20 protein-coding genes are annotated in these 25013 nt (G+C 44.4%); 16 read left to right on the top strand and 4 right to left on the bottom strand.

Translation table 11 applies throughout. From position 1 onward, the window contains the following. Positions 1-2: 2 nt before the first annotated feature. From GYK50_RS09270 to GYK50_RS09255, 4 genes are all read left to right on the top strand, one after another. Positions 3-1211 (top strand): DegT/DnrJ/EryC1/StrS family aminotransferase, encoded by a 1209-nt coding sequence (locus tag GYK50_RS09270; protein WP_212563762.1) that lies wholly within the window; start codon positions 3-5, stop codon positions 1209-1211. A 61-nt stretch (positions 1212-1272) separates the two neighbouring features. After that, a complete protein-coding gene (locus GYK50_RS09265) occupies positions 1273-2751 on the top strand; it encodes a capsule assembly Wzi family protein (protein ID WP_212563761.1) in 1479 nt (492 codons plus the stop codon). A 229-nt stretch (positions 2752-2980) separates the two neighbouring features. Further along, positions 2981-3859, top strand: a complete 879-nt coding sequence (gene folD, locus GYK50_RS09260) for a bifunctional methylenetetrahydrofolate dehydrogenase/methenyltetrahydrofolate cyclohydrolase FolD (RefSeq protein ID WP_212563760.1) — start codon at positions 2981-2983, stop codon at positions 3857-3859. 95 nt (positions 3860-3954) lie between these two features. Continuing rightward, positions 3955-4473: a phosphate-starvation-inducible protein PsiE gene (locus GYK50_RS09255; RefSeq protein ID WP_071003358.1), complete on the top strand. Its 519-nt coding sequence runs from the start codon at positions 3955-3957 to the stop codon at positions 4471-4473. A 64-nt stretch (positions 4474-4537) separates the two neighbouring features. Here the strand turns inward: GYK50_RS09255 and corA are convergent, their stop codons facing one another. Together corA and GYK50_RS09245 are read right to left on the bottom strand one after the other, a co-directional pair. Next, positions 4538-5692 (bottom strand): magnesium/cobalt transporter CorA, encoded by a 1155-nt coding sequence (gene corA / locus GYK50_RS09250; protein WP_379542909.1) that lies wholly within the window; start codon positions 5690-5692, stop codon positions 4538-4540. Between the two features lie 154 nt (positions 5693-5846). After that, on the bottom strand, positions 5847-6236 hold the full coding sequence (locus GYK50_RS09245; protein ID WP_058024362.1) for a DUF2237 family protein: 390 nt from the start codon (positions 6234-6236) through the stop codon (positions 5847-5849). 487 nt (positions 6237-6723) lie between these two features. Between GYK50_RS09245 and GYK50_RS09240 the strand changes: the two genes are divergently transcribed. From GYK50_RS09240 to GYK50_RS09185, 12 genes are all read left to right on the top strand, one after another. Continuing rightward, the gene (locus tag GYK50_RS09240; protein ID WP_212563759.1) at positions 6724-8016 is read left to right on the top strand and encodes an ATP phosphoribosyltransferase regulatory subunit; all 1293 of its coding nucleotides are present in this window, start codon (positions 6724-6726) and stop codon (positions 8014-8016) included. Positions 8017-8163: 147 nt separating this feature from the next. Then, complete coding sequence (locus tag GYK50_RS09235) at positions 8164-9453, top strand: adenylosuccinate synthase (RefSeq protein WP_212563758.1); 1290 nt, start codon at positions 8164-8166, stop codon at positions 9451-9453. A gap of 334 nt (positions 9454-9787) precedes the next feature. Beyond that, positions 9788-10219, top strand: coding sequence for a nucleoside-diphosphate kinase (gene ndk, locus GYK50_RS09230; protein ID WP_212563757.1), 432 nt, complete (start codon positions 9788-9790; stop codon positions 10217-10219). 352 nt (positions 10220-10571) lie between these two features. Beyond that, entirely contained in the window at positions 10572-11804 is a 1233-nt protein-coding gene (rlmN, locus tag GYK50_RS09225; protein ID WP_212563756.1) for a dual-specificity RNA methyltransferase RlmN, read from the top strand. A 209-nt stretch (positions 11805-12013) separates the two neighbouring features. After that, positions 12014-12949, top strand: a complete 936-nt coding sequence (gene pilW / locus GYK50_RS09220; RefSeq protein WP_420070453.1) for a type IV pilus biogenesis/stability protein PilW — start codon at positions 12014-12016, stop codon at positions 12947-12949. Continuing rightward, the gene (locus GYK50_RS09215) at positions 12940-13761 is read left to right on the top strand and encodes a helix-turn-helix domain-containing protein (protein ID WP_320157875.1); all 822 of its coding nucleotides are present in this window, start codon (positions 12940-12942) and stop codon (positions 13759-13761) included. Before pilW ends, GYK50_RS09215 begins: the two co-directional genes overlap by 10 nt. 117 nt (positions 13762-13878) lie before the next feature. Continuing rightward, a complete protein-coding gene (gene ispG / locus GYK50_RS09210) occupies positions 13879-14994 on the top strand; it encodes a flavodoxin-dependent (E)-4-hydroxy-3-methylbut-2-enyl-diphosphate synthase (protein ID WP_071003372.1) in 1116 nt (371 codons plus the stop codon). A gap of 121 nt (positions 14995-15115) precedes the next feature. Further along, positions 15116-16417: a histidine--tRNA ligase gene (gene hisS / locus GYK50_RS09205; RefSeq protein ID WP_212563755.1), complete on the top strand. Its 1302-nt coding sequence runs from the start codon at positions 15116-15118 to the stop codon at positions 16415-16417. 70 nt (positions 16418-16487) lie between these two features. Next, positions 16488-17282 carry a YfgM family protein gene (locus tag GYK50_RS09200; RefSeq protein WP_212563754.1) on the top strand — a complete coding sequence of 265 codons (795 nt, stop codon included), beginning with the start codon at positions 16488-16490 and terminating at the stop codon, positions 17280-17282. Positions 17283-17457: 175 nt separating this feature from the next. Then, entirely contained in the window at positions 17458-18678 is a 1221-nt protein-coding gene (gene bamB, locus GYK50_RS09195) for an outer membrane protein assembly factor BamB (RefSeq protein ID WP_212563753.1), read from the top strand. A 316-nt stretch (positions 18679-18994) separates the two neighbouring features. Next, positions 18995-20416, top strand: a complete 1422-nt coding sequence (gene der, locus GYK50_RS09190; RefSeq protein WP_071003380.1) for a ribosome biogenesis GTPase Der — start codon at positions 18995-18997, stop codon at positions 20414-20416. Between the two features lie 184 nt (positions 20417-20600). After that, positions 20601-22562, top strand: a complete 1962-nt coding sequence (locus GYK50_RS09185) for a sensor histidine kinase (protein WP_212563752.1) — start codon at positions 20601-20603, stop codon at positions 22560-22562. Between the two features lie 202 nt (positions 22563-22764). Here GYK50_RS09185 and GYK50_RS09180 read toward each other — a convergent pair whose 3' ends face one another. Continuing rightward, positions 22765-23931, bottom strand: a complete 1167-nt coding sequence (locus GYK50_RS09180) for a D-alanyl-D-alanine carboxypeptidase family protein (RefSeq protein ID WP_212563751.1) — start codon at positions 23929-23931, stop codon at positions 22765-22767. 512 nt (positions 23932-24443) lie between these two features. Then, positions 24444-24878: an MCR_0457 family protein gene (locus GYK50_RS09175; protein WP_058025084.1), complete on the bottom strand. Its 435-nt coding sequence runs from the start codon at positions 24876-24878 to the stop codon at positions 24444-24446. Between the last annotated feature and the right edge of the window lie 135 nt (positions 24879-25013).

Below are 25013 nucleotides of genomic sequence, written 5' to 3'. Positions count from 1 at the left end.
TTATGCTAAACACTCCTTTCTCACCATGGCCCAGCTTTACTCAAGAAGAGGCGAACAAGGTCAGTGCTGTTTTATTGTCTAATAAAGTTAACTACTGGACAGGGCAAGAAGGGCGCGAATTTGAAAAAGAATTTGCAGCGTGGGCAGACAGCCAATACGCAGTAGCCGTTGCTAATGGCACACTGGCATTGGATGTGGCATTAAAAGCGCTGGATATAGGTGCAGGTGACGAAGTGATTGTCACGCCGCGCACTTTTATCGCCAGTATCTCTTGTGTGGTCAATGCAGGGGCGACCCCTGTGTTTGCCGATGTCGAGGCGGACACGGGCAATATCTCCCCTGAGACCATCAAAGCCGTATTGACCGATAAGACCAAAGCCGTCATTTGCGTGCATTTGGCTGGCTGGCCGTGCGATATGGATGGTATCATGGCATTGGCAGACGCGCATAATTTATACGTCATCGAAGATTGCGCGCAGGCACATGGCGCAACCTACAAAGGACGCAGTGTCGGCAGTATCGGTCACGTAGGCGCATGGAGCTTTTGCCAAGACAAAATCATGACCACAGGCGGTGAAGGCGGCATGGTCACCACCAATGATGAAAACTTGTGGCGCAAAATGTGGGCGTATAAAGACCATGGCAAAAGCTACGCCGCTGTCTATGAAACCGAGCACCCACCTGGCTATCGCTGGCTGCATGAAAGCTTTGGTACCAACTGGCGTATGCCTGAGATGCAATCAGCAATCGGGCGTATTCAGTTGACGCGAATGAGCGATTGGACACAAAAGCGCACGCAAAACGCACAGGCAATTTTGGATGCCTGCGCACGTTGGGCAGAAAAAGGCTATTTGTCTGTACCCCGCCTAGAAAACAGCGCCGATTTTGCTGATGCCAAACACGCTTACTATAAGCTTTATGTTTATGTAAAGCCTGAAAATCTCCCTGAAGGCTGGACACGAGATGCTATTATTGCAGCGATTAATGAGCAAGGCGTGCCGTGCTTTTCAGGCTCGGCGTCGGAAGTGTATTTAGAAAAAGCCTTTGATGATACAGGTCTGCGTCCAGAAATCAGGCTGCCAATAGCCAAACAATTGGGTGAAACCAGTTTGATGTTTTTGGTGCATCCGACCTTGACAGAGGCAGAGATTACGCAAACGGTTCAGGCTTTAGACAAAGTTCTTGCCCGTATCGATGCGGATGCTAAATAAATAATGATTCATTAAAACTTATCTATTCTGGATAAGTACACTTTATAAAGAGTAGATAATTATGTCTAAACAAAGAAAGTACAAGCAGCTGAGTGTGTTAGTAGGGCTGGGTATGATATCCATGCTGGCCTCAGCACAGAATTTGTATATGAATGATATGAAGCTCAAGTCAGAGCTAGAATGGTTAAATGCGCAAGGCGTCACTCACATTAGTACCAGTACATGGCCTTTAACTGCTAATGAAATTACAAAAGCAATCACCACGGCTCAGGTGAGTACTGACGCGCAGCAAAAAGTACTACAGTCAGTCCGTGCCACACTTGCTAAAAACCCCAACTCCTTGGTGAAGGCTGAAGTAGACGCTTATGTACAGACCGATCGTCAGCAGTTGCCGCAAACTTTTGCTGATGATCATTTAGCAGGGCAAGAGGTTTCAGCAGCGCTCAGTTTGAGTGAAGAAAATTGGGAAATGAAACTTCAAGCCAATCTAAAAAACGACAGTTTGCTCGAAGACAGTAATGACTTGAGTTTTGAAGGCTCATATATTGCTGGCTCTGCTGCCAATCAATGGTTGATTGCCGGTCAGATCCCGACATGGTGGGGCCCTGGTACTGACGGCAGTTTGATTCGTGGCGATGCCAGTCGTCCTGTTGCAGGTATCACCATGCAACGTGATGAGCAAAATGCACCAACATCGCCTTATCTTTCATGGGTTGGTCCATGGCAGTATCAATTATTTGCAGGTCAACTTGAAGATTATGATGCCGTACCAGATGCTAAGCTATTTGGTGCTCGTCTGACGGCCAGTCCTTTACCATGGCTAGAAGTTGGTGCGTCTCGAACCTTTATGTGGGGCGGGGAAGGTCGTCCAGAGAGTTTTAGCTCCTTTGGTGATGCTATTTTAGGCACTAAAGATAATGGTGACAATGGTTCGACGATTGGTGAAGACCCTGCTAACCAATTAGGTGGTTTTGATGCTAAGGTGCAGCTTGCCCCACTGATCAATATTCCTGCGAGTATCTACGGTCAATATATTGGTGAAGATGAAGCGGGCGGCTTGCCTGCTAAAAACATGTATTTGGCGGGTGCAGACTACGCTTCTGAAGCTTATGGTATGCCATATCAATTGTATACAGAGTATGCAGACACACGTACTAGTGGTAAAGTCCGAGGCGTATCCTATGACCATAGTACATATACGGATGGGTACTACCAGCAAGGCTATCCACTCGGGTATTCTTTGGGCGGCGATGCAGAGAGCATATCAGTAGGTGGCAAGCTATGGCTAGATAGTCGAAACTTTGTTAATACAAAACTGCAATATGCTAAGGTTAATCAGTCAGGAGAGTTGGATCGTCGCACTGGAAAGTCTGATAACCAAGCATTTCCAATGAAAGATAAACTGACCGCTATTGACATATCATGGGCGCATCAGTTGAATCCAAAAACTTTAGTGACATCTCGCTTATGGGGCGTAGACTCTGATACTCAGTCAAGTGATATTGGAGCAGGCGTTGGGCTAGAGTTTCAGACTTATTAGCCCAAGCCTATAGCGGCTAATAAATAACGTGAATACATGAGAGTTAAATGGTCTGCTAGATGATAGGAGGCCATTTTTTTATTGTATCCCAATACACGCTAGGATTTTGCAGCGTACACAGGTACAATATTATTATCAGTCAAAGGTTGACGAAGCAAAAGACAGGCATGCAAAGTACTTGCACGCGCTGTCTTTATTTTTTTATATCGTATCCTCTATTGGAGTTACTATGTCTATTGCCCAAGAGTCCGCCACCGTTTTGGACGGCAAAGCACTTGCCAAACAAATAGAACAGGATCTACGCACGCGCGTGGATGCGATCAAAGATAAAACGGGGCGCACCCCAAGCTTAGCGACGATATTGGTTGGTGATGATCCAGCCTCTGCCACTTATGTCCGTATGAAAGGCAACGCTTGCAAGCGTGTTGGCATGGACTCTATACGTGTTGAGATGCCGAGTGCCACGACCACTGAGCAGCTCATGGCAAAGATAGATGAGCTAAACAGCAATCCAGACGTACACGGCATTTTGCTACAGCATCCAGTCCCTGAGCATATCGATGAGCGTGCTTGCTTTGAGCAAATTGACTTGGCAAAAGACGTCGATGGCGTGACGTGTCTTGGCTTTGGTCGTATGGCGATGCAGCAGCCCGCTTATGGCTCTTGCACGCCGCAGGGCATTATGCACCTATTAGAGCATTACAATATTGAGCTTTCGGGTAAAGAGGCGGTCGTAGTCGGCCGTAGCGCCATTTTGGGTAAACCAATGGCGATGATGCTATTGAATGCGAACTGTACGGTGACTATCTGTCATTCAAGAACGCAAGACTTAGAGTCTCATATTAAGCGCGCCGATATTGTAGTTGGTGCTGTAGGTGTGCCTGAGCTGATCAAAGCCGCTTGGATCAAAAAAGGTGCGGTAGTTGTTGATGCTGGTTTTCATCCAACGGATAACGGCGGTGTTGGCGATATCGAAATGCAAGGCATGGAAAACATTGCTAGCGCGTATACACCTGTGCCAGGCGGTGTCGGCCCGATGACGATTAATACTCTCATTCGCCAGACGGTAGAAGCCGCTGAAAAATCAGCAGGCTTGGATATTAGCTAAAAAATAGCCATGTGAGTGCTGATTGCCGATAGATAAAGGGGCCTGATTGATAGAGTCAGGCAAATCAACCACCTCTTCGTTGATAGGATCTAAAAATGGCTAAAAAAGACGTAGGTATTCATGAGCGACTACAAGGTATTGGTAGAGAGTTTGTCGATGTCTGTCATTACGTTATTTTATTTTTAATCAGTGTGGTGGTGGTCTGGACGGCAGGTAAAGAGTTTATCTATATTGTCCAAAAAGGCTCAGCGGATCTAAAAGATATTTTGATGCTGTTCATTTATCTTGAGCTACTCGCTATGATAGGGATTTATTTTAAAACCCATCGATTGCCCGTACAGTTTTTGATATTTATCGCCATCACCGCATTGTCGCGACACCTGGTCGTTGATGTGCAGGCAGTGTCAGATTATTTTCATCTATGGCTATTGGCAACGATCTCTGTGGCAATCATGCTATTGAGTGGTGCTATTGTCATATTGACTTGGACGGCAAAAACATTTGGTCGCCCAGAAGACAATCTTGATAAGCAGTATGCAAATTTAACGGTCAAGGCTATGCTGCCTGATAATGCGCAAGCACCAGACAGCCATACCAAGCACCGCCGCGAATAATGATTGACGATCAGCATAAAAAAGGGCTACCAGTGGTAGCCCTTTTTTGTGTATGAATGAGTTATCACAGCCATTTGAGTCGCTTAAAGTTGTAATACAAGAAGCTACAAAGAGCGATGATGATTATCATAATAATGAAGTAAGCGTGTTTCCAATGCAGCTCGGGCATAAAATCAAAGTTCATACCGTAAATACCAGCGATAGCGGTTGGGACGGCAAGGATACCCGCCCAGGCGGCAAGTTTACGAACGACTTCGTTCTGTCCCATATTGACCATGGCCATATAAGTGTTCATGACCACACTTAGCATCTCATTTAGACCGTTAATGGCATCCAATGAGTGCAAAAGGTGATCATTGACATCACGGAAATATGGCTTGGCTGCTTGAGAAAACCCTGAGACTATCTCGCTCTTTTTATGATTGATAAAAAAGCTACAGATATCTTGCACAGGTAAGATAATGGCACGCATATGTACCAGCTGTGATTTGAGCTGGTACAGATTTTTTAATGTGCCTTTATCAAATTCATAGGTGAAAACATAACGCTCTTGCTCACGCAAATATCGTCCCAATCGATCGGTGATCGGCATATAGTTATCAACGATAAAATCGAGGATGGCATGGAGTACAAATATGGGCCCCATGCGTAGCTTTTCTGGGCGACGATGACAGTGCTCGCGTACAGGCGCATAGGAGTTTGACGGACCATTACGAATCGTAATCAGGTAGTTTTTGCCCATAAATATCGCAGTCGTACCATAACGAATGACATTGTCTTCGAGCTTGGCGGTACGTATCACGACAAAGACCATATCGTTGTCGTAGTTCTCTACCTTGGCACGCTGGTGATCGGCAAACGCATCTTCAACCGCCAACTCATGCAGATCAAAAGCGTCTTTGACTTTTACCATGGTTTCTAGGCTTGGGTCGTAAAGACCGAGCCAAATAAACTGACCGTTATTACTCAGCGCACGGCTCACATCGGTAAGTGCCACTTTATCTAGATTTTCGCCTGTTTTTCGCGAATACGCATAGCAATTAACCACCTCATCTTTACTTGATGAATCAATATCTTCATAACGCTCAGAGTCAGGATCGTAGACCGTCATGGTCTCGATGGTATCCTGAGTCGTGGCTTCAGCATCGCCGTAGATATAGCTGTCATCGTCATCTAGGTAGAGATGCCTGTCATTCATATTGGCATAAATGTGGCTCATATTAGAGTCAGGTGCAATGTGAGCCGTTTTTTTGATTAATTGGTTGTTGTCGTTTTCCACACACCCTCCTGTCATATAATAAACAGCTGCAAGAATCAAAACTTGTCTTAAGCAAAGCCATTATCATTTGATCGCACTATCTATGAACAACCTTTTACAATGCATAGCTTTTTAGCGTGTCGATATCTACCAATGCCAATAGGCTCTCGTGGCAAGCTTCTAGTTTTATCTGCGGGGCAATGTCAAAATCTAGTGCTTCGACCCAACGCAGGGCGCAGATACACCAGTAATCACCAGGTTTGAGACCGGCAAAGTTATATTCAGGTAGCGGGGTGATAAGGTCATTGCCACGACTGGCTGAGAAGTTTAAAAACTCGCTGGTCATCTTGGCACAGACGGTATGTTGACCAACATCATGGTTGCCCGTATGACAAAAGCCATTGCGATAATAGCCAGTGATAGGGTCGAAGCAACAGCTGGCAAGCGCTGTGCCTAAGACATTGGTTTGGTTGATGGCAGGGTTTGGGTGGTAATCAGATGACATAAGGCTTCCGAGATAAAAATATGTGTTAGTGTACCATGAGTCGGTATTGATGACGCTGCCGTAATCATGCTCATCAGTGTATGTATAACAAAAAATAAACGCTATTGTGGTCAGTCAACGCCGAGCTGAATATATGAGTGTCAACGGCTACCTCTACCGTACTAATGAGAAGCGCTTAGACGGTAATTAGATGCGGATTGTGGCTAATTGTCACTAGGCGAACCTTGAGTGCTATGCTAAACTAAAGCATAAAGTGCCTTGATTATTTGTCGCAATTTTTTAGCGCATAAAGATACTCGTCTTATCATTCCAAATTATACTTATTACTCACCCTCTTAAAGTTACCTGGTTTGTTTATAAATAATTGGGTCAATGATGTTGCGCGTTAAAAATAAAAACACTCGGCGTCAATACTTGGTAAAACAACCTTTGAGTACCGCCTCAGTACCGCGTTTTTGGTAAGCGATACGCCAAACAAGGATTTATTGTGTCTGTTAGTTCTGATTCTGCAAAATCTGCCCAGCAAAACCCTCCAAATGAAACGACTCAGTCTGCAAAAAGCAGCGCTGCCTCTAATAGCATGCCGTACTTGAGTAACTTTGGCAGCGATGTTGCCAATAGCTGGCTGTTGCCTGATGGGGTGGTCGATGTCCTGTTTGAAGATGCCCATAAGCAAGAAGTGCTTAGACATCAACTGATTGAGCAGCTTATCACTCATGGTTATCAGCTGGTTTGTCCGCCGATGATTGAGTTTACTGAATCTTTGCTGAGTGATGCATCAGAAGATCTGAAACGTCAAACCTTTAAGATTATCGATCAGTTGACGGGCCGTCTAATGGGCGTGCGTGCTGATATTACTCCGCAGATCTTGCGTATTGATGCGCATCATGGCGGTACGGGGATCGCTCGTTATTGCTATGTCGGTGATGTGATTCATACCCTGCCATCAGGATTGTTTGGCTCACGCACACCATTGCAGCTAGGTGCTGAGATATTTGGCTGTGCATCACTGGCAGCAGATATTGAGTTGATCGATGTGTTGTTTACCATGGTAAATAAACTCAATATAAGTGCAGCGCTCCATATCGATTTGGGTCATGTAGCGATATTTAAGCGTTTAGCCGAATTGGCTGAGTTGCCAGACAGCGCCACTGAGCAATTGATGTACTTGTACGCCAATAAAAACCTACCAGAACTAAAGCGCGTCTGCCGAGACTTGCCGATGGGCGATGATTTTTATGTGTTGGCACGCTTTGGTCACGATATTGCAAACTTATTATCTAAATTGTCAGACGCAGCTCAGCAAGACGATCAAATCGCGGCCGCTGTCGATGAGTTACAACGCCTCAAATCTTATTTAGAAAATCACTGGCAGTGCCCAGTCAGTATCGATGTGACAGAGTTATCAGGCTACCACTATCATACAGGTATCGTGTTCAACGGTTATATTAATAGTGAAACGCAGCCGCTAGTACGCGGCGGACGTTTTGACGGTATGCAAAGTCAGACGCAAACACTTCGTGCTGCCACAGGCTTTAGTATGGATGTTAGTCGCTTGCTGGCGCATACGCAGCTTGATGCACCAACCACAGTACTAGTTGATTTTGCTGCTATAAACAATGCCAATGAAGATGAGATGCAGACACTCTTACAACAAGTTGAGAGTCTACGTCAGCAAGGCTATCGCGTTACCATGCCATTAGACGCACAGGACAGCCCAAATGATGTGACGCATCGCTTAAGTTTTGCTGACAATCAGTGGCAGCTACAAACGGTTTAATGAGTCATTTGTGAAACACACGCGCATCAAGCACCAGTTATTAAAACGCTATGTTGTTCGTTAGATAAAAAGATACAGTCGATAAAATCATTTTAGTTTTTCAACTGTTATTGCACACACCTCAATACATAAAGGTAAGGATTGATCATGGGTAAGAATGTTGTAGTCTTGGGTAGCCAATGGGGCGACGAAGGTAAGGGTAAAATCGTTGATTTACTTACCGAAAAAGCCTCAGCAGTAGCTCGCTTCCAAGGCGGTCATAATGCTGGTCACACGTTGGTTGTCGATGGCAAAACCACGGTCTTGCATTTGATTCCATCAGGTATCTTGCGTGAAGGCGTTACTTGCTTTATCGGTAATGGCGTGGTGTTAGCGCCTGATGCATTGCTCAAAGAGATGAAAGAGCTAGAGGCCAACAATGTACCAGTACGTGAGCGTCTACGTATCTCTCCCAACTGCCCACTTATCATGCCTTATCACGTGGCCCTTGACCAAGCTCGTGAAGCCAAGCGCGGTAGCGGCAAAATTGGTACAACAGGTCGCGGTATCGGCCCTGCCTACGAAGACAAAGTCGCACGCCGTGCTATCAAGCTTGCTGACTTGTTCCGTGAAGATCTAGAAGAAAAACTACGTAACTTAATCGAATACCACAACTTCCAGCTGACTGAGTATTATAAAGTTGACGCGATTGATTTTGATGAGACGTACAAGCTTTGCCAAGAGTGGCGCGATGAGATTAATGGCATGGTTACTGATGTCACCGAAGACCTTAACCAATTGCGTCTGGCTGGCAAAAACCTAATGTTTGAAGGTGCGCAAGGCACACTACTTGACATCGATCATGGTACTTATCCGTTTGTGACCAGCTCAAGCGTAACCGCTGGTGGTGTGTCAACGGGGACAGGTATCGGTCCATTGTACTTAGATTATGTATTGGGCATCACCAAGGCTTATACCACGCGTGTTGGTAGTGGTCCGTTCCCAACTGAATTGTTCGATGATGTTGGTGCTCACTTAGCCAAAGTCGGTCACGAGTTTGGTGCGACGACTGGTCGTGCACGTCGCTGTGGCTGGTTTGATGCTGAGGCATTACGCCGTGCAGTGGTACTGAACTCTATGTCAGGTATTTGCTTGACCAAGCTTGACGTACTAGATGGTCTTGAAGAATTGCTCATTGGTGTGGGCTACAACCTGCCTGAGACTGAGTGTGCCGGCGCACATGATGCTGAATTCTATGAGTCAGTAACGCCTAAGTACGAAACCATGCAAGGCTGGAGTGAGTCAACCGTCGGTATCACTAACTATGATGAGCTTCCAGAAAACGCGAAAAAATACATCAAGCGTATCGAAGATTTGATCGGTTGCCCAGTTGATATCATCTCAACGGGTCCTGATCGTGAAGAGACTATCGTGTTGCGTGATCCATACGATGCGTAGTTTTTAGCGCTACTGTGATGCAGTAGGCTGTAGTATCAATAACAAAACCTCAGTGCTAAGCATTGGGGTTTTTGCTTTTGTTATAACTGATAGCATTATCAACGACTAATAGATAATGAATTTTCTTCTATACAAGTTATAGTCATAAATTACCCCTATCATTTATAGTCTTAATCATTATAATAGGCAGCAATCCTATGTTGGCGTTCAGGTTTTTGATTTGATGAATCATGAGTTAGTCAAATCAGTCCAAATCCAACATTGCGGCCAAAGACAAAACAAGGTACTAACCATTTCATTTTTTATTGAATTTATCATTTATTAGGAGCTTTTCATGGCTAACGAACGTACTTTATCTATCATCAAACCTGACGCAGTTGCTGGCAACCACATCGGCGCTATCTATAGCCGCTTTGAAGACGCGGGTCTAAAAATCGTTGCCGCTAAAATGCTACAACTTGATGATGAAAAAGCAGGTGGTTTCTACGCTGAGCACGCTGAGCGTCCATTCTACAATGATCTAAAATCGTTCATGATGTCAGGTCCAGTATTGGTATCAGTACTAGAAGGCGAAAACGCGATCGCTAAACATCGTGAAATCATGGGCGCGACCAACCCAAAAGAAGCCGCTGAAGGCACTATCCGTGCTGACTTCGCGAGCAGCATCGATGAAAACGCGGTACATGGCTCAGATTCAGCTGAATCAGCAGCACGTGAAATCAGCTACTTCTTCAGCGATGATGAAGTTTGTGCACGTAAGCGTTAATAACAATAGTTATTAATAGCAGCGATTATTAGCATATTGATTGTTAATAATTGCTTTTGCAAGACGGCTTATATCTTATGGGTATAGGCCGTTTTCGCTATAAATCGTTTTCGCTATTTGCCAATGGGTAACTTCGATTATAATAGCGCACTCTATATTGAAATTGTCCGACGTTTCCCTCATTATTATTTTTAACTAGCGTTATCAATCCTTTATCAGCATGTTTTTACTCAATATACCAAAACTGCGCTCATAACGGATTGCTCATGCATTCCTGCCATACGTATGTACGGCAACGCTCATCTCAATAATTGCCGCGCTTATTTAAGCGTATGCAAAAAGGTTACCTATTATGTCAACTGTTCAAGCACCAATCCAGCACGTACCTACCAAGCTTACTGATAGTATTAAGCTAGTAGACGAGGCGTATGCCAAAACCAATCTGTTGGGCATGACACAAGCACAGCTGTCTGATTACTTCAAAAGTATCGGTGAAAAGCCATTTCGTGCGACTCAAGTCATCAAATGGATTTATCAGCATGGGGTGACGGACTTTGAGAAGATGACCAACTTAAGTAAATCACTGCGCGATAAATTGTCGCTCAATGCTTGTGTGGTCCCGCCCAAGGTTATTCATCGTCAATACAGCGATGATGGCACGCGTAAATGGGTGTTTGAAGTGACAGGCGGCTCATTAGTCGAGACCGTATTGATTCCGGCTGATGATAGTAAACTAAACGGTCGCAAAACGTTATGTGTGTCTTCGCAAGTTGGCTGCGCACTCGATTGTAGTTTCTGTAGTACGGGCAAGCAAGGGTTTGAGCGTGATTTGAGTGCCGCTGAGATTATTGGACAGCTGTGGGTGGCTAATGCTTCATATATGACGGACGAAGATGAAAGCTTAGAAAACGTGGATCATAGCCTATGGGAAAATAATGTCACCAATGTTGTCATGATGGGAATGGGCGAGCCGCTATTGAACTATAAGCCGGTGGTTGGCTCGATGGAGATCATGCTCAGCGATCATGCTTACGGACTATCGAAGCGCCGTGTGACCTTATCAACGTCAGGTGTCGTCCCCAAAATGTATCAGCTTGCCAAAGACATCGATGTGGCACTAGCCATCTCGCTACACGCGCCAAACGATGAGCTGCGTAATGAGCTAGTACCTATTAATAAAAAATATCCGTTAGATGAGCTGATTGCCGCTGCAAAAAACTACGTCTATGACGTCAATCCGCGTCATAAAAAGCACGTCACGATTGAGTATGTGATGCTGGATGGCGTCAATGATAGCAATGAGCATGCTCATCAGTTGGTCGCGCTATTAGAAGGGCTACCAAGTAAGATAAATCTTATTCCGTTCAATCCGTTCCCGCATGCGCCGTACGATAAGTCAAGCAACAACCGCATTCACGCGTTTAGTAATATACTGAGTGAAGCGGGCTTTGTTTGCACCATTCGTCAAACACGCGGTGATGATATTGATGCCGCCTGCGGTCAGTTGGTTGGACAAGTAGCTGACCGTACCAGACGTTCAGCAGCATGGCAGCAGAGCATCAAAGATCGTGAAAGCGTTTCATAATCTACTTGTACGACACGCTAATTGTCTGCTTGGCATAAAAGCTTAGCTGTCTTTTATCTGTCGCAACGGTAATGAAAATGTATCAATAACGACAAAGATTGAAGAACATAGCAATTAATCACAACTAAATTGTACTTATAGGGGCTAAATCTATTAAACTGATGCCTCGAAGATCGAATGCATTGAACCACAGTTTTATGATGGCGGCTATGATGACTTCTAAAAATTCTTATCAGTTGGTAGAGCAAAAACCATTTTTCAACCTTTATAAAAAGGCAGGTGTGGTGACGAACCGAATCACTGCACCGAAGTGCGCATTACTGGCTGCCGCACTCGCAGGATTATTGTTAAGTGGCTGTCAGAGTACACCAAACAATGACTTGTCAGGCATCGCGCCTTATCAGACATCCACGAGGCCCAGCGGTGACCGCAACTTAGATCAGCAAGAAATTGCTCGTGTACGTACCTCACTTGCTGCACAATATATCCGCAAAAATGAGCTCGATACGGCGCAGCGGCAACTCGAAAAAGCCTTTGCTGCTGATAGCCGTTACGCGCCAGCCTATGATATGATGGGCGTTTTGTTGCAGCAAGAAGGCAGCCGCATTAATCTTGCAAAAGCCGATCAATACTTTAAAAAAGCCATCGCGCTGGATAAAGACTTTGTGCAAGCACACAATAATTACGGTGTTTATTTATCACAGATGAAGCGCTATCGTGAGGCGGCAGAGCAGTTTGAGATTGCAGGCGCCTCATTAGGTTACGAAGGCCGTATCGGTGCGTTAGAGAATTTAGGGCGTACCTACCTTCAGTTGGGTGACAATAGTGCCGCTGCTAAAGCGTTTTTGCGGGCCCTAGATGGCAATCGCAATAGTATTATTGCTCATATCGAGCTGGTAGATTTATTGCTTGAGCAGCAGCGAGTACCGCAGGCTCAGCGCTTGTATGACGAGACCTTGATATTGGTACAAGGGCAGGGCATCAGTCCTAGATTGCTCCTACAAGGTATCAAACTTGCGGCAGCACAAAACAACATTACAACTCGCCAGCAATTGGCACAGCAGCTTTTGTCCGCTTATCCATTGAGCGACGAAGCGAAACAACTTAAGATTTGGCTTAACAATCCAGAGGCACCATGGAAATGATCACCCCATCATCAAACACTCAATCTAACGCTCAGGGATCATTTGGTGCCACGTTGCAGCAAGCCCGTAAAACGAAGCAAGTCAGTTTAGAAGAGGCAGCCGCCGAGTTATTTATCTTAAAACGTCATCTAGAAGCACTAGAGAGCGAAAACTTTGCTGAATTACCGCAAGCGGCATTTGCTCGTGGCTTCGCTATTAATTATGCCAAATACTTGGGTCTAGACTCAGCCAAAATCGCGAGTAGCTTTGATGCCGCTTACCCCAGTGAACTCAAAGCCAAATCGGTCAATAATACTGATACACCATTGCAACCAATGGGCACGCTGCAACGCGATACACACAATCGTATTCGTTTTAATCCGCTATTGATCATCGGTGTGATTGGACTCATTATCTTGGCAGTATTTTTATTCCGTATGGTGAGTAATGCGAGTAAAGAAAATAGCCAAGAGCCTGTCTCTACTGTTGAAGATGTATCTGCTATTGAGCAAGCGCAAGGGGCTGCGATTAGCAATGATGCAAGTGATATCGGTGCGTCTGGCTCTGCGTTGAATTTAGGTGCTGCCAGTGCAGATACGGCTTTTTTAAACGTGAAGTTGACCGATGATGCTGTGGTTAGCATCACGGATGCATCGGGTAATAGTCTCATCAGTGGTTCACAGACGGCAGGTGACTATGACCTAACAGGCGTGCCACCATTTAGTGTACAAATTGATAATATCGATAATGTTAGCTTGATGCTCAATCAAGAAACGGTTGCTTTAGATACTTATGCAACGGATAAGCAAGCTACCTTTGAGCTAGTACCTTAGTCATCATTGGCCTCTTATCGAGCATGATTACTAGCGTTTAATAAAACTACTATACGTCTAAGCTCATTTATATATACAAGCCTGTGGTTTTTCTATTTTTGATTTAAGGATTTATCTATGTCAATGCCATCGCCTATTAACCGCCGTTTGACCAAAAAAATCTATGTCGGCGATGTTGCGATTGGTGGTGATGCGCCAATTAGCGTACAGAGCATGACCAACACTGACACTTGCGATGTGGCGGCAACCGTCGCCCAAATCGAGCGCTGCGTAGAAGCCGGCGCTGATTTGATGCGCGTATCAACGCCGACGATGGATACCGTCAAAGCCTTTGGCGAGATTCGCAAACTGGTGAGCGTACCTTTGGTTGCAGACGTGCATTTTGATCATAAGATTGCCTTAGCAGTGGCTGAAGCCGGCGCTGACTGTTTGCGTATCAATCCTGGTAACATCGGTAGCGATGCCAAGGTGCGTGAAGTGGTTGCTTGTGCTAAGTATCACAATATTCCTATTCGTATCGGCGTCAATGCAGGCTCTTTAGAAAAAGACATTCAGCGTAAGTATACTGAGCCGACTGGGGAGGCGATGCTTGAGTCAGCAATGCGTCATATCGACATTTTAGAGCGTCTTAATTTTGACCAATACAAAGTATCTGTCAAAGCCAGTAATGTGTTTTTGACATTGGATGCGTATCGCCTGCTATCAGCGCAGATTGATAACCCACTGCATTTAGGTGTCACTGAAGCAGGTGTCTACCGTACTGGTGCTGTCAAATCTGCCATTGCGCTTGGTGGTCTGTTATTAGACGGTATCGGCGATACGATTCGTATCTCCTTAGCGGCTGAGCCTGAAGAAGAAATCAAAATTGGCTTTGATATTTTAAAATCGCTCAACATACGTTCGAACGGTGTTAATTTTATCGCTTGCCCAAGCTGCTCGCGTCAAGAGTTTGACGTGATTAAAGTGATGACGGCGCTAGAATCACGTTTGGAAGACATCCGTGAACCAATGGATTTATCCGTGATTGGCTGTAAAGTGAATGGTCCAGGCGAAGCAAAAGAAGCAGATATCGGTATCGTTGGTGCCGCACCAAGATCACTGGTATACCGTATGGGTCAAAAAAGTCATCTTATCGATACCGACAATGTAGTCGATGAAATAGAAAGTATGGTTCGCGCCCATGCAGAAGATTTGGCGAAAAAACGCGAGAACGAGATTATTCGCGTAAAATAAGTCGCAATGCAAGTATCTGCTTTTTGCTGTGTAAACAAAGGGTAGGCAGCACATTTTTTATTTTAATACGTAGATAACAATAATAGACATAACTGTTAAATTTTAAGGACATGACCGTATCATGATTAAAGCTATTAAAGGGTTTAATGATATTTTGCCTGACCAATCAGCAAAGTGGCTGCATCTAGAATCGATATTGGCTGATGTACTTGGTAGATATGGTTATGAGCATATTCGCTTGCCTATCGTTGAGCAAACTGATCTATTCGCACGTGCGATTGGCGGTGCGACAGATATCGTTGAAAAAGAGATGTACAGCTTCACTGATAAATCTGAGCCACCGACGCCTTTGACCTTGCGTCCTGAGGGCACAGCAGGGGCAGTACGTGCCGTTATCGAGCATAACTTATTGCGTGGGGACACGCCGAAGCTTTGGTACGTTGGTCCAATGTTCCGCTATGAGCGTCCGCAAAAAGGCCGCTATCGTCAGTTTCATCAGCTAGGTGTCGAAAGCTTTGGTAGTGCGCTACCAGACGCTGATGCTGAGCTGATTGCAATGACGCATCTGATGTGGCAAGAACTGGGCCTAAAAGATGAGATGCACTTACAGTTAAACAGCCTAGGTGAGCTTGATGAACGCCATGCCTATCGCGAAGCGCTGGTTGCCTATTTGACGGACAAAAAAGATCAATTAGACGAAGACAGCAAACGTCGCTTGACGACCAACCCATTACGTATCTTAGATAGTAAAGAGGCAAGTACGCAGGCAGTATTAGCAGACGCACCAAAGCTTGCTGACTTCTTGGGTACAGAGAGTGTGGCGCATTTTGAACAAGTTCAAGCTTATCTGACTGCGCTTGGTATCGATTTTGAGATCAATCCACATCTGGTGCGGGGTCTTGATTATTATAATAAAACGGTCTTTGAGTGGGTAACGGACAAGCTTGGCAGTCAAGCGACGGTATGCGCCGGTGGTCGTTATGACGGTCTGGTTGGACAATTAAAGTCCATAGGTACAAACGATGATAAGTCAGATAAAAAACCTGTAAAATCTGAACCGGCTATTGGTTTTGCGATGGGGCTCGAGCGCTTATTGCTACTGATGGAAGCCGTGGCACCGATTGCTGACAAACCCGCTTGTGATATCTTTGTCGTGGCGCATCCTGACGTTTATAGTGCAGGTATCAGCTACGCACAAAACCTACGTTATAGTCGTCCAGATGTACGCGTGAAGATGGCAAGTGCAACCAGTCTAAAAGCGCAAATGAAAAAGGCAGATAAGTCAGGCGCAGCATTGACAGTCATCATCGCACAGCAAGAGCTGGATGATAATACCATCAGTATCAAAGACATGCAGACGGGTGAGCAGCAGACTGTCACACAAGATTGGCTATCGAGTAAAGATAACTTTTCTCGTAAATAATCGTCTTGCAACGCCGCAGTTTTGATTTTGGCATCAGCAATTTAATGTACATTTTATCAGGTAAATATATATGGCTCTGACCCCCAATTCGCCGAATGCAGACAACTCCATGCAAGCGTTAAAGCAGTATGGTAGTTATATTGTCACTGCGATTTTGTTGGCACTGGCTGCTTATTTTGGCTGGACATACTGGCAGAACAACCATGCGCGAGTAGATACTGTCGCCGCTGATCAATATGCCGATATCCAACGACTGAATGAAGAAGTCAGCTTGGCTTCGCAAAATCCAGATCTAGAAGCCGACGCGCAAGAGTCGCTGGTACAGAGCCGCACACAGTTAGACAAAGATATTGATGCTTTAGTCAGTACGCATGGTGAGTCAGTTTATGCATGGCAAGCGCTGATGATAAAAGCTCGCCAACAGGTCGATAATGATGATTTTACGGCGGCAGCTGAGACATTTAAGCAAGCACTCGCCATTGATTTGGATGATGCCGGTCTAAAGGCAATCACTCAGCTGCGTTATGCCAAGACGTTACTGGCGACAGGCGATGCAGATGCGGCCTTGTCAGAAGCCAACAACGATATGCCAAGCTCGTTTGAAGCCAGTCAGCAAGAGCTGCTAGGTGATATCTACTTGGCACAAGACAACAAAGAATCAGCGATTAAGTCTTACAATAATGCTTGGGAGCTATTACGTAGCCGCCAAGAAACGCGTGCAGTATTGGCCTTAAAGATGGAAAGCTTGGGTATCACTCCTGAGCCAATTGCTGGGCCCACCAGTCTTATCCAAGAATCAGCGACTCCTGAGCAGCCATTAGTGGTTGAAAACTCAGAAAATACGAGCGTTGAAGCTGCTCAGTAAATAACTAAGTTCAGTAGGTCACTAAGCTCAGTAAATAACTAAGTTCAGTAAATCACTAAGCTAGTATTGAGCAGTAGCAATCGATTAAATGCTTTTTGATATGACGTCATAATGACTAATGTGCTGTTGGCCAATGTACCAATTAATAATAATTCATTTGTAGTGAGAACATATAATGACTCAATCTATTCGCTCTAGCAAAATGTTAAAAACTACGTTAAGTAGTCAGACTATCAAGAAGACAGTCATGCATGTGGCAGTACTTGCCGTAATGAGCACTGCAGTGATTGGGTGTAACCGCGGCATCAAGCCAGTGGTTAATGACCCAGTAAAATTGGTACAGATTGCGCAACCGATCAACGTGCTCCAGCCAGTATTTAGCACCGATGTAGGTAACAAAAAAGCCAGTAAGAAAGACCCTCTAGATTTGCAAGTTGGTTATGCTAATGGGCAAATCGTTACGGCATCACGCGGTGGTGATCTGATAGGGTTTAATCAGGCAGGCGAGCGCTTATGGTCGGTTAACGTCGGTGATCAGATCACAGGCGGCGTGGCGTTGGATGCGCTGAGTCAGACAGCGGTTGTGAGTACTCGCAATGGTCAAGTAATGGCGTTTGATACTATGACTGGCGCAAAACGCTGGCAGCAGCAGTTGTCAGGGTCGGTTTTATCCCCAGCGCTTATCAGTAATAATCGTGTGGTATTATCAGCGAATGATGGCTTCTTGCATGGCTTATCACTACAGACTGGTGAATCAGTGTGGCAGTTTGCGACGCAAGTACCAGCGATCAGCGTGCGCGGTAGTGCGGCACCAACTTTGCTAGATAATGAAACGGCGTTGTTGGCGACTGCTGATGGTCGTTTGCATGCAGTCACCGTTGATAATGGCTTACCAAAGTGGTCAAGACGTGTTGGCATTGGGTCTGGAAGCAGCGAAGTTGAGCGCATGAGCGATGTCGATGGCAAGCCTATCGTGGATAAAAACCAGCTGTTTGCGATTAGTTATAGTGGTCAGCTATTAGGTATTGATTTGGCCTCACGTCAAGTGATGTTCGTCAATGAGCTTGCTAGTTTAAAAGCACTTGCCGTCAACCCTCAGCAAGTGATTGCGACTAGCCTAGATGGTAAAGTGGTTGCCTATGATCGCAATAGCGGCGAGACATTGTGGGAAAGTGAGGCACTGGCTTATCGTGACCTAACCAACCCTGTCATGATTGGCAATTATATTGCAGTCGGTGATTTTGACGGTGTGGTACATTTATTTGACCCTGCTACTGGCAATATTGTTAGCCGCGTGCAGACAAAAGGGACGTTGACGAACTTGCAAGTACAAGGCAATCGCCTGATGACTCAAAGCACGTCAGGACAAGTTGCTATCTGGCAGCTAACGCGCTGATAAAACAGTACACTGGTTTTTATCTACAAAACACAAACGCTGCTTAGTCAGCGTTTAGTGCCTTGTGTAAATCGCTTGTTTAAGTACAGGCTTTCGCGTACTCTATGCGACCGATGTGCTAACCATATATACTATATATAATTTAGTCGTCCCAATTATTTTTTAGCCAAAAAATAGCTAGCTACTATTTTTGCTATTGTTTTATCATTCATTTTAATTTGCGGTTAAGTGCAGCTCTATTCGTTACTATTGTTATATCAGTGGTCGTAAGAATAATTGTACTGTCCGTCATTGTGCCTTTCACTGAGAGTAACCCATGAGTATCAAGCCTGTGGTCGCCTTAATTGGTCGTCCAAACGTCGGTAAATCCACCTTATTCAATCAGTTCACAAAAAGTCGGCAGGCATTGGTTGCTGATTTGTCGGGATTGACTCGTGACCGTCAATACGGTGATGCAACTTATGAAGATAAGTCATTCATCGTTGTGGATACTGGTGGTATTGGTGAAGCAGATGACGGCAGCGGTAATATCGATGACTATATGTCTGAGCAGTCGCATACCGCGATTCACGAAGCAGATATCATTGTATTTGTCGTTGATGCTCGTGCTGGTATGATTGGTGCTGATGCTGAGATTGGCAAGTTTTTGCATACTCTGGGTAAGCCTGTCTACGTGGTTGCAAACAAGGTTGATGGTGTCCACGATGCAGCGCCAGCAGAGTTTTACGCGCTAGGATTGGGCGAGCCGTATCCGATGGCAGCCAGTCATGGTCGCGGTGTGGGCAACTTGCTTGAAGTCTTAACGGCTGATATGCCTGAGCAAGAGAATATAGTTGAGCCAAACGGTTTGAAGCTTGCGATTATCGGTCGTCCAAACGTTGGTAAATCAACACTGGTTAACCGTCTGTTGGGCGAAGATCGCGTAGTGGTATTTGATATGCCTGGTACGACGCGTGATAGTATTTATATCCCTTATCAGCGTGAGGGCAGAGACTACGTATTGATTGATACGGCTGGTGTACGTCGCCGCGGTAAAATCGATGAAAAAGTGGAAAAATTCTCTGTTATCAAAACCTTGCAAGCGATTGAAGATTCAAACGTGACCGTCATTGTCATTGATGCGCATGAAGGTATTGTTGACCAAGATTTGCATATGATTGGCTATGCACTTGATGCTGGTCGTGCTCTAGTCGTAGCAATCAACAAATGGGATGGTTTGACACCAGATCAAAGAGACTATATTAAGCTTGAGATGGATCGTCGTTTTAACTTTATCCCATATGTAAAAGTACATTTGATATCAGCACTACATGGGACTGGTGTGGGTAATTTATATCCATCTATCTTGCGTGCTTACAAGTCTTCAATGTTTGAAGTCTCGACCAATCGCTTGACGCAAATCTTGCAAGATGCTGTCACTGCCAATCCGCCACCAACTATTGCTGGTCGCCGTATTAAGCTACGTTATGCACATATCGGTGGTCACAACCCACCTGTTATCGTAATCCATGGCAATCAAACCAGCGCGCTTCCTAAGAGCTATCAGCGTTACTTAGAGAACCAGTTCCGTCAAGTATTTAAGCTTGAAGGTACGCCGCTCAATGTTATCTTTAAACAAAATGACAACCCATACGCCAATAAGAGCGACACGCCAACCAAGGCAAAAACACAGCAATTGCGTCAGCGTGAGCGCAATCGTGCGAAGAAATTCACTACCAAAGATAAAAAGTCTCGTTAATCACATGATTTGCTATGACTTATTTTATCGTGCAGCTCAGCACGGTAAAATAAAAAAGCACTATAATCATATAGTGCTTTTTTTGGCAGTTCAGTATACTCGTTAATTACCTCAATCTTTCGCTTATCACATCTCTCAAATACCTGTAATATAAGTAAAAATTTTCTTGACTCAGTAGAGTGATATGAACAATCGTTCGTCTCAAACCATTTCTATGCTCATTTGGCGCTCTGTTGGACAGGCCGTAATTTTGGCTCTGCTGGCAGGCTTTGTATTGCCTTTTATTTATGGTTTGGTGCATCACTACCAAGAAAAACATCAGCATATACAGCAATTAGCCTCGTTACTAACAACCAGTGCATCGACACCAGATGGTGCTGACATCGTCGCTGAGCAAGTGAATATTTTATTAGAAAATGAGCCGAGCATTCAGAGTATTGTGTTTTATTCCACATCCCAGCCTATCAACGATATCAGCCAATCACTAGATGACTGGAAAAATGCTTTATTTGCCGATACGGTCAGCTTCAACTATCCTGTCGTTAGTAAGTACGAAGATTTTGTGAGTGTCAGACCCAATAAACCCACATCTAATCAGCAGCTAGCGACAGATCTGTCTGAGAGTATGAGCACATCATCAGTTACGGATGAATCGATCGGTAGCACGAATAGGAATAACACGCTGATTGGCTATATCAACATCACCATGGATGTGAAAGTACTGCGTTCATATTGGTTTCGTAGCATTATTCCGTTGTGGCTGACCACGTTACTATTGACTATTATTTCAGGTGTATATATCTTCCGAAAGCTGAATTGGCCGGTCAAAGATATCGAAGCGTTAAATGGTGTCTGCGGTATTATCATCAAAAACGCAGAGCTAGAGCAGCTACCTATTATTCCGCAGCGCTTTAACTTTCAAGAGCTGACACAAATAAAAAAGGCCTTGGCTATCTTGTTTGATCGACTGCAAGAGGCCAAGCAAGGATATGATACGCTTGCTGCCTTTGAGCAGCAACTACATAACAAAGATGTCTCGCTTGATGTGCAGTTGCATAATTTTCAAAGCATGATTACCCATGAACTAAAAACATCGCTCAATGCTATCGTGGGCGGGCTACAGTTATTGGACTATGAAACCTTAACTAGAGAGCAAAAAGACGCTGTCGAAATCATTAGCAACGGCAGTGATAAATTGGTGCTATCACTGGATCATATTATTCAATTAAATCAGATACAAAAAGGACAAATAAAAATTCATAACAATGAATTTAATCCGCTACAGTTGATATCTGATCTTTTGATAAAGTTTGAACCTATAGCCAATCAACAAGGCTTAGCGTTAACCAGTAATATTCATCATGTAGATTACAGTCTTTATGGCGACTCAGCAAAAATTCAACAAATATTATCCATACTAGTCAGTAATGCCATTAAATTTACTCCTACTGGACAGGTAGTGATCACGTCACAACTGACGCATTTTGATAAAAGTAATCGTTGGAAAATCAGTGTCAAAGATACGGGCATCGGTATTGATAGCAATCATATTGATGATATTTTCAATCCTTTCTTTCAGGTGGATTCGTCACAAACGCGCCAGTATGAAGGCTCAGGTGTGGGCTTGCCTGTGGTTAAGCAATTGGTGCAGCTCATGGGGGCGACCATCGAAGTTGATAGTACCTTGGGATCAGGGACGCAGTTTACGTTGACGTTAGTAATGCCAAACCAACAACAATCTCGCCAGCAGCGGCTCTTAAATGGGCTAACGATTATTTATTATTATGATCAAGAGACGGGTGCGTTATTGAATGAGCTAGAGTATCTGGGCGCTACGGTGATCTGTCACCAGGACGTACAGCAAGTCATGAATGAGATAAGGGCACAGAAAGTCGATATGGTGATGTTCGCTGAGGATGTACTCGCGGACAAAGCTGAACTATTAGCAAAACTTATTCGCCAACATGAAAACGAAGAAAGCGTGCAACGTGCGTTATTGATATATTGGTATCCCCAACATCAAGCGCGTTATGTCGATAATTTCGAGTATGGTTTAAAAGCAGCTGGCATCGATTACTGTCATAGTACGACTTATGAGCACAAGGCTTTGAGTGACTTGTTAAAACGTTGGCTAGTATGGATCTAAAACACTATAAAAAAATACGTTTGACTTCTTAAAATCGCCTAGCCCGTTAGATGTAATTTCCTGATAAAAAGCACAAACAAGCCAGGATTTTTTTACAACAAATAAAAAAGACGCCCAATTTTAAGGCGTCTTTTTTATTATGTGATTTTCTTATAATGAGAGTCTTTGCTCTAGCTCTCTATTTATAAAAATAGAGCAGTTCTTAGAACAGATTCTGCGCCCAGCGTACGATATGTTGCCAAGTACGGCTCAAGAATCCTGACTGTGCGACATCATTAGTGGCAATAATAGGGACAGATGCGACAGCTTTACCATCAATAACGGCCATCATCTTGCCGATTTCTTGACCTTTCTTAATCGGCGCTTCTAGGCTGTCAGGAATATCAACCACGGTCGTGATTTTATTCTTCTGCGTTTTACTGGTTAGGATTTTTAAGTTATCACCCGTTGCCAGCTCTACCTCATCGGCTTCTCCGAACCATACTGGAACTTTGCTAACGAACTGACCAGCAGGTGCTTTGGTCACTGTGGTGAAGTGGCCAAAGCCCCAGTTGAGTAGTTCACGCGACTGATCAGCACGAGCCTGCTGGCTCTTGGTGCCCATGATGACAGAGATGAGGCGCATACCGTCGCGGTTACTCGAAGCGACTAAGCAATAACCTGCCGCATCAGTATGGCCCGTTTTTAGACCATCAACGGTAGGATCGGTTGCGAGTAGGGCGTTGCGGTTGCCCTGAGTGATACCATTATAGGTAAACTCTTTTTCGGAATAAATACTGTAGTAATCACCGCTGTTTTTGACAATAGCGCGAGCAAGTTTGGCCAGATCCAGCGCTGATGCCTGATGCCCTTCAGCAGGCATGCCAGTAGAGTTGACGAAATGAGAGTTTTCCATACCAAGCTTTTGCGCTTGCTCATTCATCAATATTGCAAATGATGCTTCGCTACCCGCGATATGCTCAGCCATGGCTTTTGACGCATCATTACCTGATTGAATGATAATACCGCGTAGCATGTCGATGACGCTCGCCGTCTTATTGACTGGTACATACATGCAAGACTGACTGCTGCTACCACGGCACCATGCATTTTGGCTCATGAGTACTTGGTCGTCTTCTTTGAGGTCGCCTGATGCTAAGCGCTGTTCGATGATATAACTGGTCATCATTTTCGTCAGAGACGCTGGCGGTAATGACTCATTCGCATTTTTTTGAGCCAAGATCTCACCAGTATTATAGTCCATCAATACATAGGCGGTATTATCCATCTCAGGTGGTTGTATGGCTGCGTTTGCCATCACTGCACTCATTGAGATACTTACACCAACGACCAGCTGTACTAGCTGATTTTTTACACGCTTTACTGTCATATATCATTACACCGCATCATGGAACCAAATGTATCTATCGCTTGTATTCACTGTCAATTTTCATACATTATTTTAAGCAGCATGCCTTAAACATCATGTCTAAAATAATGTATTAATCAAAACAAGAACGACTGTACGATAGACATAAAATTAACGCCTTATCTTAGCAAAATGCCAACCGATGGGGAATCGATAAATGCAAAAAAGTAAGGCATGAATAAAAAGAAAAGCGAGTAGGTATTAAGTGTTTGCTCTTACTAACCTATAGATAGCTTTTGATCAGTATAAATTCAACGACCACAAAAAAGCCTGCTGTACCGCTTGTGGTTTATAAGCGCAATGACAGCAAGCTTTTTTGTTCATTAAACTTAATGGGTAAGTGTAGAGTATTGTTCTTAACGATGATGAGAGTAGAGCTCCAGAAAGAACAAGGCCATGGTTTATTGTCGTTAATTATGACGGGCTTTTCTAGCGCTCAAGACGGCTCTCTACGCTTACACGCTTTTTAGCGATTAATATTCTGCGTTTGCAAGATCTTCGCATAGCGCTTTATTTTCTTGCTTTGAAAAGCCCATTGTCCAGCTACGAATACCTTGCAGTATCTGACGATAGTCTTGCTGCGTTGACAGATATTGAATCGCTGCTTTTGGATCTTCTAACGAAGGCATCAGCTCATGCAATTGCACGGTATAAGACTTATAAAAACGTTGTTTTTGATTGCCGTTCAGCATTGATGGACAGATCTCTGATAGTACCTGCATCACAGCAATTTCATGCTTTGTGATATTAATGCCAGACATATCTAGCGGAATAGTAGTCGCAGGATTGTTTGCAGCATTAGACGCTTGAGACAGCATGGCAACAGACGTTATCAGTCCTGCCAGCCCGATTTTTGAGGCGGTCTTTGCTATCACAGAAGCTATAGATAATATCGATTGATTCTTCATTCAGTATTACACTCGCTTATCTTTATTTGATGGTGATATGTTAATGGGTAAAAAAACAAAAGTCACATAAAATATTGATTTATGTGTAGATATCTTGTGAGCCAAAGGCATTTTACAGCAACATATCAGTAGCAT

Origin of the sequence: Psychrobacter pacificensis (genome assembly GCF_018336615.1) — a bacterium.
Taxonomy (GTDB): domain Bacteria; phylum Pseudomonadota; class Gammaproteobacteria; order Pseudomonadales; family Moraxellaceae; genus Psychrobacter; species Psychrobacter pacificensis.
Note: the sequence above shows the minus strand (reverse complement) of the source record. Positions and strands in the feature narration are given on the sequence as shown.

Bases quoted from the DNA above. Each gene is read 5' to 3' on its own strand.
- hisS (WP_212563755.1), top strand. From the start codon at position 15,116: ATGATTAAAGCTATTAAAGGGTTTAATGATATTTTGCCTGACCAATCA.
- corA (WP_379542909.1), bottom strand. From the start codon at position 5,692: ATGAGCCACATTTATGCCAATATGAATGACAGGCATCTCTACCTAGAT.
- GYK50_RS09175 (WP_058025084.1), bottom strand. From the start codon at position 24,878: ATGAAGAATCAATCGATATTATCTATAGCTTCTGTGATAGCAAAGACC.
- der (WP_071003380.1), top strand. From the start codon at position 18,995: ATGAGTATCAAGCCTGTGGTCGCCTTAATTGGTCGTCCAAACGTCGGT.
- GYK50_RS09265 (WP_212563761.1), top strand. From the start codon at position 1,273: ATGTCTAAACAAAGAAAGTACAAGCAGCTGAGTGTGTTAGTAGGGCTG.
- GYK50_RS09180 (WP_212563751.1), bottom strand. From the start codon at position 23,931: ATGACAGTAAAGCGTGTAAAAAATCAGCTAGTACAGCTGGTCGTTGGT.
- GYK50_RS09255 (WP_071003358.1), top strand. From the start codon at position 3,955: ATGGCTAAAAAAGACGTAGGTATTCATGAGCGACTACAAGGTATTGGT.
- ispG (WP_071003372.1), top strand. From the start codon at position 13,879: ATGTCAATGCCATCGCCTATTAACCGCCGTTTGACCAAAAAAATCTAT.
- GYK50_RS09215 (WP_320157875.1), top strand. From the start codon at position 12,940: ATGGAAATGATCACCCCATCATCAAACACTCAATCTAACGCTCAGGGA.
- GYK50_RS09185 (WP_212563752.1), top strand. From the start codon at position 20,601: ATGAACAATCGTTCGTCTCAAACCATTTCTATGCTCATTTGGCGCTCT.
- pilW (WP_420070453.1), top strand. From the start codon at position 12,014: ATGATGACTTCTAAAAATTCTTATCAGTTGGTAGAGCAAAAACCATTT.
- ndk (WP_212563757.1), top strand. From the start codon at position 9,788: ATGGCTAACGAACGTACTTTATCTATCATCAAACCTGACGCAGTTGCT.
- GYK50_RS09245 (WP_058024362.1), bottom strand. From the start codon at position 6,236: ATGTCATCTGATTACCACCCAAACCCTGCCATCAACCAAACCAATGTC.
- folD (WP_212563760.1), top strand. From the start codon at position 2,981: ATGTCTATTGCCCAAGAGTCCGCCACCGTTTTGGACGGCAAAGCACTT.
- GYK50_RS09270 (WP_212563762.1), top strand. From the start codon at position 3: ATGCTAAACACTCCTTTCTCACCATGGCCCAGCTTTACTCAAGAAGAG.
- GYK50_RS09235 (WP_212563758.1), top strand. From the start codon at position 8,164: ATGGGTAAGAATGTTGTAGTCTTGGGTAGCCAATGGGGCGACGAAGGT.
- bamB (WP_212563753.1), top strand. From the start codon at position 17,458: ATGACTCAATCTATTCGCTCTAGCAAAATGTTAAAAACTACGTTAAGT.
- GYK50_RS09200 (WP_212563754.1), top strand. From the start codon at position 16,488: ATGGCTCTGACCCCCAATTCGCCGAATGCAGACAACTCCATGCAAGCG.
- rlmN (WP_212563756.1), top strand. From the start codon at position 10,572: ATGTCAACTGTTCAAGCACCAATCCAGCACGTACCTACCAAGCTTACT.